Raw genomic sequence first — 11,253 nt, forward strand, 5'->3', positions numbered from 1 at the left:
AGCGAGAATGGCTTGGTTTGTAGACGCGGCGGCGATTTAAAGGTCTAGTGGGTCTAAATCAAGAATCGACAACAAAGTATACAAACCAAGACAGCTCGCCCTTCGGGAGCGTGTCATTGACTTGGCTTCTGTGTCAAACAACTTGGAAAGAGCTGACTATTACGCTGCGTTGTTTTCCTTGACCCCGAATCAATGACAACGCTCTGAATCCTGCATCTTGAAGTCACTTGGGTATAAGAGTCATTTACAAGGAGGAGCGACATGTACCGTTATGTCAGTTCGCCAAAAGCGTCAAAGTACATAGTACCGCCGCCACTGCATCGTGAGTTGTCGTGTATGGATGTGCCGGAGTCAGAACTAGAGATGCGTGAAATTCTGAACAATTGGTTTGCCGATGGATTGGCGCCGATCATTCAAAATGAAGACAATGACATCTCTGCTAATGAGCAACAGCGCTTTAAGCAGCTCAGCCGCACGGTGGGTGTGCTACTGCGTAATAAAGATTACTACTTCGCCACTAAGCGGATTCTTTCGTTGTGGGATCAAGACTGCTTAGAAACGACTTACGTTAATTATCTGATTTTACGTAGTGAGCGCATACCATACTTCAAATAAGCCCTATTTATCGGCTTAAAATAGTGATTTACATGGTTTTCTTAGTAACTTTTGATACCAGTATTTAACATTTTTGTAAACATCGTTATATTTAAGGCTCATCGTTGTCAGGAGTTTATGGATGAACCTTACGATATCAGGGAAGTTGCAGCTCAGTTTTGTGCTGCTAGCCGTACTTTTTATGGCATCAGCGGTATTCACGTATCGCAACGTCACCACCGTAGAGCAATACGCCTCTTCGTTACTTAAATCTGATCTACCGACCGTCGACACCAGTCGCGGTATCCAACAGTCCGTTCAAGCGTCGCTGTCTTCTATTCGAGCCTACATGTTGCTAGGTGGCGATGAAGAGGCTAGCGCACGTCTCAGTGAGGACGTACGCAATATCATGGCTTCAACAGACGAGTCGCTTCCGACGTTGCAGGCTTTGATCTCTGAACAGGATTTTCAAGCGATTCAAAACCAGTGGGATGCGGTCAAAGTCTCTTTGAACAAGCTGATTGAACTTAGCCACAGTGACGAGAACTTACCCGCGCACAACCTCTTTATTAACGAAGCGGCACCCATTGCAGAAGTTGCACTTGATCAGCTTCAAAGCTTAATCAATGAAGAGTCGGGAAACCCATTTGGTGGAGACAGAAAACGTCTGTTTAAAGTCTATGCCGACAGTTATACCTCCCTCGCCAATGCTCTGTCCGCCTTGCGAGATTTCCTGTTGTACGGGCAGCAAGATCACCTAGATAAATACCACGACTTGATTAAATACCACAATCAGTCTGTGGCGGAAATCGACAGTAAACTCGACAGACTAACTGATAACGACCAATCATTGTGGTCACTGTTTAAGGAAATGCAGCAACTGTACTTTCCTTTAGCAGAGCAGGTAATTGCATTGCGTCAATCGCCAGAGTGGAACGAATCAAACTTGCTGATGGCGAATGAACTGTTGCCAGCAGCGGATGCCCTAGACCAAAGTTTAGAAACGATCGTATTGGCTCAGCAAAGTCGTGCTGATCAAAGCGGACAGGGTATTAATCAGTCGATCAAGAACGTACTGACCACTATGTTGATTGCAGCGGCATTGGTTTTGTTTGCCGCAGTAGCGATTTCAAAATACATGGGCAATACCATTGGTCGCCGAGTGAAAAACTTGTCGGAGCGTGCAAAGACGATCGCTTCAGGAGACGTTTCTCAGCCCCCGCTCACCGTTGTTGGGAAAGATGAATTGGCAGACCTTACCGATTCGATTAACCGCATGAACCAATCGTTAGCGAGCATCGTGGCAGGGGTGAGTGAGAAAGCGCACCAAGTGGATACCAGCATGGGGGCTTTATTGGAATCGGCGCAAGTCACCTCATCGAATGTAGAACAGCAACAGACCAGCATTGTTGAAATGGGAAGCCAATTGGATGAAATCGCTTTAGCAGCGCGTAACACTCTAGATCAAGCCAATCAATCTGTGCAGAAGCTTTCTGATTCAAAAGGCGAGATTGAACAAGGTCGCGATGCTTTAGAGCAAAACAAAGTCACCATGGAAAGTTTGCACGGCAGCATTGAAACTGCGAGTACGCAAGTCACACAGCTAAGCAAAGAGAGCGAAGCCATTGGTCGAGTGACGGAAGTGATTGAAGGTTTGGCAGAGCAAACTAACTTACTGGCATTGAATGCCGCGATAGAAGCAGCGCGCGCAGGTGACCAAGGGCGAGGCTTTGCGGTTGTGGCGGACGAAGTGCGTATGTTAGCGACGCGCACTACTCAATCGACGACGGAAATCAACGGCATTATCAACGCGATTCAACGCTCGACCAATTCGGTGGTTGAGGAGATTGAACACAGTCAATCACTTGCGGAGCAGGGCGCTGAGCACATTGAAAAAGCGGTAACTCGTTTGCTTGTTACTACTGAGCAAATAGGTTCCTTGAATGAGCAAATGGCAGAACTTGCAGCAGCGGCAGAGCAGCAATCTCATGCGACCAATTCGATCACTGGATTGATGTCCGGTATTACTCAATCAGTGGATGAAGTTTCGAATAACAGCCAACGTGCATCAGAGACATCATTGCAAGTAAAAGAGCAAGTTACTGAGCTGAATCAACAGATGGCAACTTTCAAAACGGCGTAGATAAGGTTTACATCTTTCATCGACTTTTGAACGTTAACCAAATAGTAAAAAAGCCCCAATCCTTTTTACACAAAAAGGGTTGGGGCTTTTTGTTGGATGATACGCCGATATTCGTCTGCTTGCTCATTGGATTTGGCTATTTAAATCATAGCTAAAACCAAATTCTCTTCGCCGAGCCGGAGTCGTAATATGACTCCATCGGCAGCAAATACTGCAAAAGAATTTTTAAACTTTATACCAATCCCGGTAAGAGAATCGTTCGTTACTACGATTGGTATCATCCTTCTAGGAGCAAGATTATGAACAAACAAGTAAGCCTAATTGGTCTAGACAGCGAACAATCAGCACAACTAGCTCAACAGCTCAATCAACTGTTAGCGCATTACCAAGTGTTGTACATGAACTCTCGCGGTTACCACTGGAACATTAAAGGTGCGCAATTCTTCGAACTGCACGTAAAATTTGAAGAGATCTATACTGATCTACAAACAAAAATCGATGAGCTTGCAGAGCGTATTCTAACTTTGGGTCATACGCCAGCACACGCATTCAGCAACTACTTGGAAGCAAGTGAAATTAAAGAACATCAAAACGCGACTTCTGGTGAGGAGTGTGTACAAGGTCTGGTTCAAGGCTTTAGCGTTCTACTTCTAAAACAGCGTGAGATTCTACAAAACGCGGGTGAAGCAGATGACGAAGGTACAGCGGCATTGATAGGTGACTACATCCGTGAGCAAGAAAAATTAATGTGGATGCTTAACGCTTACCTACAAGGCTAAGCAGCGCATCACCCAAGCAATCCTTGGGAACGCATGAAACAATCGGGAATAAGTCATAAGGGGCACGTTGGTGCCCCTTTTTTTGTTTGCGTATTTTATATGTGTGCTTTAGTTGCGTGGTAAGGATTGGAAACGGCTCAATAAATCGCTGAGTTCATTAAGCGCCAACGAGGCTGAGTCATTGAAGGTTTCTTGATTCCCATGGTGAACAAGGCAAGAGGGCATCTGCGCGTTATACGCGGCCTGTAAGTCGTAAAGGTAATCGCCGACATAAAGCACTTCATCAGGCATCAAACGCCACTCTTTCGCTAATACCTGCAGAGACAAAGGGTCTGGCTTGGGCGGGAAGCATTCACGAGTGATGACTCGCTCCACTGAGATTTGGTTGTGTTCTAGTTTGCGCTGCGTGGCGATTTGGCAGTTGCGCGTCACGATAGCGGTTTTGATTTCATTTTGATGCAAGTGGGCGAGCAATTCATGGCAGCCAATCATTGGAGCAGACTGCTCAGCATCAGAAATCTCGTAATCAAATATCACGTTATGAGCGTGCTCTCGATGATGAGGATGCTCAAGTGCGTCGACAAAATCCAATAGATCTTCACTCTGCGGACAACCTAGCTGTTGTCGCAATTCGCCGAAGTTCATATCAGAACTCACCAAGGTGTTGTCTAAATCAAACACCACGGCTTTAATTTTATCGAGCTGTAAAGGGAATGGAATCATAATGACCTCGTACAACTTAACCGAACTATCGTTTTAAAAAACAAAAGGTTATTGTTAAGTTTAGATTCTTCTGCTTATATTGTACGAAAATAAATCACTAGTACGTCACAAATTAAATAGTCTTAACGATTTTAGTGTTTGATTACCTTTCCTCAAGACGAAATATTTTGCCGCTGTCGGTAGAAAAGTAGATATAACCATCGGGGCTGATGGTTATATCTCTTACTCGCTCACCAAGATTCTCCATCAATCTCTTTGATTCGGTGAGCTTGCCATTCTCAATAGAGACCACGTTGATGTGCGCCAGTTTCAATGCACCAGCGAGGATTTTTCCGTCCAACTCTGGGTATTTATCGCCACGGTACAAAATCATATTGCTGGGTGCGATAGAAGGGATGTATACCAACTTTGGATCTTCCATTCCCGGTAACGACTTAGCTTCCCCGACGTCCAACGGACCCCAATATTCTTTGCCATGAGAGACTTTTGCCCAGCCGTAGTTCGCGCCTCTCTTGATTATATTAATTTCATCGCCGCCGCGTGGTCCATGCTCAATCGACCACAGCTGTTTTGTTGCTTCGTCGTAAAACATACCTTGTGGGTTGCGGTGCCCGTAACTCCATATCTCAGGACGAGCTTCGGAAGGTTTGAATGGATTGTCTTGTGGAACCGAACCATCAAGGTTAAGACGCAGAATACTGCCAGCATGGGTTTGAGTGTCTTGCCCATTATCACGTTTACCACGGTCACCGATTGAGAAGTAAACTTTGTCGTCTACAAATGAAATTCGACTGCCGTAGTGGCGACCCGTGTCGGTGATGGCATCAGCAACAAAGAGATCTTTCCAACCTACAAGCTGATTGTTTTGCAATTGCGCCGTCGCTAACGCCACCGTATTGCCTTTGCTCGTGCGCTTGCTGTAGGTAAAGAAGAGTTGCGGGTTTTGCGTATCGGCATTCGGTGCGAGCGCGACATCCAATAAGCCAGCTTGCCCACTAGTGTTCACATCGGGGACGTTAAATAGCTTTTGAGGTTTGCCTAATGTGATATCCAGCAGCGAAACCGTACCGTTCTTTTCATTGACGATAACGCGTTGGTTATCTAAGAACTCGATTCCCCAAGGGATCTGAAATCCACTCGCCACTTCGTTGGCGCGGTATTCGGCAGTGTTGGCAGAAAAGGATAAACAAGCGAGTAGGGTAGCAGCAATCGTTCTCATGGTTCCTTCCAATATGAATCGTGTTAATACTTAAAAGCTAACACTAAAAGACTATGTTTGGCAGAGATTCACTTGTATATGAATGTAAAAAATCCCCGATACGAGATCGGGGATTGAATTAAGGCTAGAGAATTGTTTATGTAGCGAGATTACATCGCTTCTTCGAAGATCTTAGAGATTTCTTCGTGAGTTGCTTGTTTAGGGTTAGTGAAACCACAAGCGTCTTTCAGTGCGTTGTCTGCTAGTGTTGGGATGTCTTCTAGTTTCGCACCAAGCTCTTTAATACCTGCTGGGATACCCACATCTTTCGCTAGAGTAACGATAGCGTCGATTGCTGCCGCTGCACCTTCTTCAGCAGACATGCCTTCTACGTTTACGCCCATTGCTTTTGCTACGTCACGTAGACGCTCAGGACATACTTGCGCGTTGTAACGCTGTACGTGAGGTAGAAGAATCGCGTTACAAACACCGTGTGGAAGGTCGTAGAAACCACCTAGCTGGTGTGCCATTGCGTGTACGTAACCTAGAGAAGCGTTGTTGAACGCCATACCCGCCATGAACTGTGCGTATGCCATTTGTTCACGAGCTTCTAGATCTTCACCGTTTTTCACTGCTGTGCGTAGGTAAGCTTGGATAAGCTCAATCGCTTTGATTGCTACTGCATCAGTGATTGGTGTTGCCGCGATAGATACGTAAGCTTCAATCGCGTGAGTTAGGGCATCCATACCTGTTGCCGCAGTTAGCGAAGCAGGTTTAGCGAGCATTAGCTCTGGATCGTTTACCGAGATAAGCGGTGTTGTGTGCTTATCAACGATAGCCATCTTAATGTGACGCTCTTCGTCAGTGATGATGCAGAAACGCGTCATTTCAGATGCAGTACCTGCCGTCGTGTTGATTGCAATAAGTGGCATCATTGGTTTTGCAGACTGGTCTACGCCTTCGTAATCTGCGATTTTGCCGCCGTTAGAAGCAACAAGCGCGATACCTTTCGCACAGTCGTGTGGTGAACCACCACCTAGAGAGACAACGAAGTCACATTCGTTATCAGTAAGAAGTGCTAAGCCGTCGTTAACGTTGCTGATAGTTGGATTTGGTTGAGTGCCATCAAACACAACGGTTGCAACATCGCGCTCAGTGAGAAGGTCTTGAACTTGTTTGACTACACCGATTTGGTTAAGGATCTTATCCGTAACGATCAAACCTTTTTTAAAGCCTTGAGATTGGATGCTGTCTGCTGCGTCTTTCAAACAACCAGCGCCCATTAGGTTTACCGTAGGGATAAAAAATGCACTTGTCATATTGGATAGCTCCGTCGTTATTTTTAATAATCTTTCTTAATTTGCCATTTACTGTCGCACATTCGTTTCCAGATTGAAGTTGATCTGAAGCAAGTTTACCTACTTAGAGGTACTTGCAAGAGAAAAACTGTGACAGTGATCTTGTTGCACTGCGTATAAGTGCAACACTGATATAAAGTAGAACAAATATGAAACTATGGACGCAAACGATTGGCAGAAATTGACTTCTGACGCGGATATATCTCTAAATTCGACTAAAGTATAAAAAATCCCCATTAATAACTTAATTATCAATGGGGATAGAGAAGTGTTTTATAAGATAACTACTAATAATTAAGCTATTTTAATCAGCTTTGATACTAACTTTTCGATACCTGAAGCCGCTTGAGAGATATTCTCTGCCAACATGTAAGCAGGGGTTGAAAGTACGAGGTGTTTTTCATCAAAAACGATGTCTTCGACAGGGCACATGGTGTGTTCACCGCCCATTTGATTAAATGCTATTGAGACTGCCTCATCGTTGCCTACCGTTCCTTTCACGCCTTGCTCATAAATCATCGGAATAATGACAGGAGAAATACACAGATAGCCAGCTGGTTTTTTCGCATTAGCAAACGCGCGACAAGCTTGAGCTACGTGTGTGTTAATGGAGCACTCTGCACCTGAAACGGCGAAGTCGGTTAAGTTTTTCGCAGCACCAAATCCACCTGGAAGCAGTAGGGCATCGTATTCATCAACGTTAAGTTTGGCAACATCGCCAATGTTTCCGCGTGCGATACGAGCTGATTCGATCAGTACGTTACGGGTTTCATCCATTTCGTCACCAGTTAGGTGATTGATGACGTGGAGTTGGTCAATGTTAGGTGCAAAGCAGTGCCAAGTTGCCCCTGCTTTCTCGATGGCGTAGAGCGCCAACACTGCTTCGTGGATCTCAGAACCGTCGTAAACGCCTGAACCACTTAAAATGACTGCGACTTTTTTCATGTTTGGATTCCTTTACTCTGAACGTTCCTTAGATTGCTCTTCGCTATCTAGACCATGCGTTTCCGAATGTGTTTTAACGTTTTCACTCTCGTTGTCATCTTCATCATAGTAGCGCACAACAAAGGGTGTAAGCATAACACTAGAGGGCAGAAAATGTTTCATATCGACTCCAACGGCTTAATAGAATGATTTTTATACTGATTTTTATAAAACAGTACGTTGAACCTGATCATTTTTGAGTTAAGCTGACGTTTCCTTTGGCATTCGTGAGTGGTAGGTCACATGAAATCAGTGCAATTTCGTTTCACACTTTATGGTTGTATCGCGATTCTCTCTTGGAGTTGTCTGCTTGGCATCGCGAGGTTGGTTACGGAGAGTTTAGGTCCTGTAGGCGGGGCAGCCATGTTGTACTCTCTTAGCTCTGTTTTCCTTCTTATCGTGGTCGGTATTCCAAAGTTGTCTTACTTTTCTCCCAAGTATCTTGCGCTTGGTGGTGCGATGTTCGTCTGTTATGAAATATTTCTCGCTCTATCTTTGGGATATTCCAACTCGCGCGCGCAGGCAATTGAGGTGTCGATTGTCAATTACCTTTGGCCCGCACTGACGGTTTTATTTGCGGTCCTTGGCAGCAATAAAAAAACAAACTGGTTGCTTTATCCCGCAGTTACGCTGGCGTTTGTTGGGGTTGCTTGGACTGTGAGCGGTGAGAATGGCTTATCCATAACTCAGATCATGTCCAATGTTAGTAGTAACCCTCTGGTGTATTTTATGGCTTTCGCTGGCGCGGTTATATGGGCTTTTTATTGCAACTTAACCCAAAGGCAGCAATCTAAACATAATGCGATTACCCTGTTTTTCATTGCAACAGCTGTTTCGCTTTGGGTCAAATATGCGTTTACCGATGAGCCAACAATGACATTCAGTTGGGAAGCGATGGGGTACTTAGTGGCTTCTGCGGCTTTAATGGCTGGTGGTTATGGTTTATGGAACATCGCGATCGTTGGCGGCAATATGGTTTTTCTCGCCACCTTGTCTTACTTCACGCCCATTTTTTCCGCTTTATTTTCTTCCATTATTCTTGGCGTAACTCTGAGCCATAGCTTTTGGCAGGGCGTTGTGATGGTAACGGTGGGCTCGCTGATGTGTTGGTTAGTTACCAAAGAGAAGCGCGAAGCGGCTGGGTAAGTTACCAACGAGATCAGAGAATTTAAGTGAGCAACGAACAGATCTCCCTTGCGAGCTGTATTCGAATACGAAGCAACTAAATCGAAAAAATTAAAAAAGCTCCCGAGATTGGGAGCTTTTTATTGAGTTTTAACGGCTCTTTGGTGGCGCTCTAATAAGCGACGTTCAAGTGTAGTTGAAGCTTGAATCTGTGCTTCGACAGTCGCTTGATAAGCTGCTTACGAGTGTGCTCTAGTGTGTCAAGCTCCAATGTGTCGTCATCAATATGTACGTCCACATTTACTCGTAGCTCTTGGCCTACCTTCGTTACGCCAGCCAGTTTCAATTGATGCTCAGTCACTTTTTCAATCTCAAGAACATCTTTGCCAACGCTCTGACACAGCTCTTTGCTTGGTGTCATCATTAGTAGTTCACGTAAGGCACCTACTAGCATATCGAACGGTACTTTGAGGAAGTAAAAGCCCATTAAAACCATCATCATGGGGTCGGCATATACCGCATACTCAGAGAATGGCGTTAGTGAAACAGCCCAAGCCGAGATAAATCCTACGGTCACCGCCACACTTAGCAGAGTATCCATTTGCCACTGTTTTTTCTCCGCTTCAATCAAGCCTGATGAGAATCGGCGGCTGCGTTTCGCCATAAACCACCAAGCGTAACCACAACCGATAACATTCACGAAGCCGAATAAGGTCGCAATAGAAGCATCGACCTCACGACCTCCAGACATCAATGCTGATATCGCAGAGTAGAGAGAGAAGCTTACAACCACTAAAATGACGGCTGCTTTTATCGCAATAACGATTGGTTCTAAGACCGCTTTTCCAAATGGGAATACAGATTTTGAAGGCTTGTTAATATAGTAAGAAGCGGCCAGTGACAATAAAGTTAACAGTAAGCTGACCAAAGAGTAAACACCGTCAAAAACGATGACAATTGAGCCTACAAGCAAGCCAAGTACCATACCACCAGCAGCGAACCCAGATGCCAAAAGGGCTGAAATGGTTAGAATACGGTTTTCGTTTTTGCTTGTCCTGTCACACATAAAAGATGCCTTTGAATTTTAATACCTTACTATTCTTCGCTCATAAGGTAATTTAGGCAACCACAAAGTGACCAGTAACTAATCTAAAAAATTGCGTTTTTATTTATGTTGTTATAAAACAATGGCTTACTGTGGTTTTTTGGTGTCAGTAAAATTGACGCTCACTGATAAAATGTTTAGAAGTCAAATAAATACTCGCTCAATTTATCTGCTAACCACGTCATTGCTGGATGCTCAGTATGGCCGTTAGGTGAAAACATACAGTAGTCTTCTTGCGTCAATCCGTATGTGTGTTTGATAACGGCGAGCTTCTGCTGACGAAGGTAATGGCGGATTAATGGTTCTGGAAGCACGCCCCAAGCGTCTTCTTCTAAGATGGTGTTCAGCATGTAGTCAAAACTCGAAAAACCAATATATCGAGTCGAGAAAGGTTGCAGTTCAGGGTTGTCTTTCTCATTTAGGTACACCATTAGTGCTTGCATCTGACTACGTAGATCTTCGTCTGAGACACGGCGCATCTTACTTAGGCGGTGTTCTACACTGCATACTGACATCATACGTATCTTGCCTAATGGGTTATATACGATACGAGGATCGTCTACTCGCTCATAATCAACGCCGAAAGCAAAATCTACTTGGTGGGTACTGACCAAGTTGGCTAAGTCGCCACTGGATGCCAAGATTAAGTTGAAGGTTGTTGAAGGAAAGCGGTTATTCAATGTATGAGATAATTCTTGCCAGAGATCATCAGGTAAGGAGTCGTCACGTGCTACCCAAACTTCCGCGTTAAACCCTTCCGAGATTTGAGCGCAGGTCTTTCTGACCCGTTGTGCGATGATAAGTAGGTGTTCGCAATCTTTGTAAATGGCTTTCCCAGCTTCAGATAGGGTGAGCTGGTTGCCAGTTCGGTTAAACAATTCAACGTCGAGATCTTTCTCTAATGCCTTAATCGACATACTGAGTTTGGTGCGATTGCAGTCGAGTTGCCTTGCCGCTTCAGAAACAGAACCACACTCAGCGATGGTGCAGAAGGCTTCTACTTGAGTTAAGTTCATGATTTGACACAACCAATAAATGAATTCAAATAATTTGGGTATTATGCAGATGCGCTCCCAAAGCCATGAAAGATTATCGAAAAAAACGCGAATCCGCCAGATAAGTCTATGGTCTTTTAACGGTTTTGCGGTAATCTATGTGGGTTACAAAAAGTGAACATGGAGGCCACGATGGCACAAGATTGGGACGGCTTAGCAAAAAACTGGGAATCAAATCCAGCAACAGAG

General features: G+C 44.7%; 11 protein-coding genes and 1 pseudogene. 5 read left to right on the forward strand and 7 right to left on the reverse strand.

Features of this window, described 5'->3' with window-relative positions:
• Positions 1–261: 261 nt before the first annotated feature.
• The 3 genes from R7P72_RS12835 to R7P72_RS12845 all read left to right on the forward strand — a co-directional run bounded on the left by R7P72_RS12835 (position 262) and on the right by R7P72_RS12845 (position 3,516).
• Positions 262–615, forward strand: coding sequence for a hypothetical protein (locus tag R7P72_RS12835; protein ID WP_054577123.1), 354 nt, complete (start codon positions 262–264; stop codon positions 613–615).
• Between the two features lie 121 nt (positions 616–736).
• Complete coding sequence (locus R7P72_RS12840; RefSeq protein WP_054577124.1) at positions 737–2,737, forward strand: methyl-accepting chemotaxis protein; 2,001 nt, start codon at positions 737–739, stop codon at positions 2,735–2,737.
• Positions 2,738–3,036: 299 nt separating this feature from the next.
• The gene (locus R7P72_RS12845; RefSeq protein WP_318110565.1) at positions 3,037–3,516 is read left to right on the forward strand and encodes a Dps family protein; all 480 of its coding nucleotides are present in this window, start codon (positions 3,037–3,039) and stop codon (positions 3,514–3,516) included.
• 108 nt (positions 3,517–3,624) lie between these two features.
• Here the strand turns inward: R7P72_RS12845 and R7P72_RS12850 are convergent, their stop codons facing one another.
• The 5 genes from R7P72_RS12850 to R7P72_RS12870 all read right to left on the reverse strand — a co-directional run bounded on the left by R7P72_RS12850 (position 3,625) and on the right by R7P72_RS12870 (position 7,902).
• On the reverse strand, positions 3,625–4,239 hold the full coding sequence (locus R7P72_RS12850; protein ID WP_017634376.1) for an HAD family hydrolase: 615 nt from the start codon (positions 4,237–4,239) through the stop codon (positions 3,625–3,627).
• Positions 4,240–4,381: 142 nt separating this feature from the next.
• Positions 4,382–5,458: a PQQ-dependent sugar dehydrogenase gene (locus R7P72_RS12855; RefSeq protein ID WP_213906903.1), complete on the reverse strand. Its 1,077-nt coding sequence runs from the start codon at positions 5,456–5,458 to the stop codon at positions 4,382–4,384.
• Positions 5,459–5,607: 149 nt separating this feature from the next.
• Complete coding sequence (yiaY, locus tag R7P72_RS12860; protein WP_005375581.1) at positions 5,608–6,756, reverse strand: L-threonine dehydrogenase; 1,149 nt, start codon at positions 6,754–6,756, stop codon at positions 5,608–5,610.
• Between the two features lie 333 nt (positions 6,757–7,089).
• Complete coding sequence (gene elbB / locus R7P72_RS12865) at positions 7,090–7,740, reverse strand: isoprenoid biosynthesis glyoxalase ElbB (RefSeq protein ID WP_005375580.1); 651 nt, start codon at positions 7,738–7,740, stop codon at positions 7,090–7,092.
• A 12-nt stretch (positions 7,741–7,752) separates the two neighbouring features.
• A complete protein-coding gene (locus R7P72_RS12870) occupies positions 7,753–7,902 on the reverse strand; it encodes a hypothetical protein (protein WP_017634379.1) in 150 nt (49 codons plus the stop codon).
• 120 nt (positions 7,903–8,022) lie between these two features.
• On the opposite strand from R7P72_RS12870, the gene yddG reads away from it, so the two are divergent.
• The gene (yddG, locus tag R7P72_RS12875; RefSeq protein WP_005375578.1) at positions 8,023–8,925 is read left to right on the forward strand and encodes an aromatic amino acid DMT transporter YddG; all 903 of its coding nucleotides are present in this window, start codon (positions 8,023–8,025) and stop codon (positions 8,923–8,925) included.
• A 151-nt stretch (positions 8,926–9,076) separates the two neighbouring features.
• Here yddG and R7P72_RS12880 read toward each other — a convergent pair whose 3' ends face one another.
• Both R7P72_RS12880 and R7P72_RS12885 read right to left on the reverse strand, forming a co-directional pair.
• On the reverse strand, positions 9,077–9,970 hold the full coding sequence (locus R7P72_RS12880; RefSeq protein ID WP_005375571.1) for a cation diffusion facilitator family transporter: 894 nt from the start codon (positions 9,968–9,970) through the stop codon (positions 9,077–9,079).
• Positions 9,971–10,146: 176 nt separating this feature from the next.
• The gene (locus tag R7P72_RS12885; protein ID WP_005375568.1) at positions 10,147–11,025 is read right to left on the reverse strand and encodes a LysR family transcriptional regulator; all 879 of its coding nucleotides are present in this window, start codon (positions 11,023–11,025) and stop codon (positions 10,147–10,149) included.
• Positions 11,026–11,133: 108 nt separating this feature from the next.
• On the opposite strand from R7P72_RS12885, the pseudogene R7P72_RS12890 reads away from it, so the two are divergent.
• Positions 11,134–11,253, forward strand: a pseudogene (locus R7P72_RS12890) (SAM-dependent methyltransferase); the annotation flags it as partial.

This window comes from Vibrio sp. Vb0888 (assembly GCF_033338835.1).
Lineage (GTDB): Bacteria > Pseudomonadota > Gammaproteobacteria > Enterobacterales > Vibrionaceae > Vibrio > Vibrio alginolyticus.

Bases quoted from the DNA above. Each gene is read 5' to 3' on its own strand.
- R7P72_RS12840 (WP_054577124.1), top strand. From the start codon at position 737: ATGAACCTTACGATATCAGGGAAGTTGCAGCTCAGTTTTGTGCTGCTA.
- elbB (WP_005375580.1), bottom strand. From the start codon at position 7,740: ATGAAAAAAGTCGCAGTCATTTTAAGTGGTTCAGGCGTTTACGACGGT.
- R7P72_RS12855 (WP_213906903.1), bottom strand. From the start codon at position 5,458: ATGAGAACGATTGCTGCTACCCTACTCGCTTGTTTATCCTTTTCTGCC.
- R7P72_RS12870 (WP_017634379.1), bottom strand. From the start codon at position 7,902: ATGAAACATTTTCTGCCCTCTAGTGTTATGCTTACACCCTTTGTTGTG.
- R7P72_RS12850 (WP_017634376.1), bottom strand. From the start codon at position 4,239: ATGATTCCATTCCCTTTACAGCTCGATAAAATTAAAGCCGTGGTGTTT.
- R7P72_RS12845 (WP_318110565.1), top strand. From the start codon at position 3,037: ATGAACAAACAAGTAAGCCTAATTGGTCTAGACAGCGAACAATCAGCA.
- yiaY (WP_005375581.1), bottom strand. From the start codon at position 6,756: ATGACAAGTGCATTTTTTATCCCTACGGTAAACCTAATGGGCGCTGGT.
- R7P72_RS12835 (WP_054577123.1), top strand. From the start codon at position 262: ATGTACCGTTATGTCAGTTCGCCAAAAGCGTCAAAGTACATAGTACCG.
- R7P72_RS12885 (WP_005375568.1), bottom strand. From the start codon at position 11,025: ATGAACTTAACTCAAGTAGAAGCCTTCTGCACCATCGCTGAGTGTGGT.
- R7P72_RS12880 (WP_005375571.1), bottom strand. From the start codon at position 9,970: ATGTGTGACAGGACAAGCAAAAACGAAAACCGTATTCTAACCATTTCA.
- yddG (WP_005375578.1), top strand. From the start codon at position 8,023: ATGAAATCAGTGCAATTTCGTTTCACACTTTATGGTTGTATCGCGATT.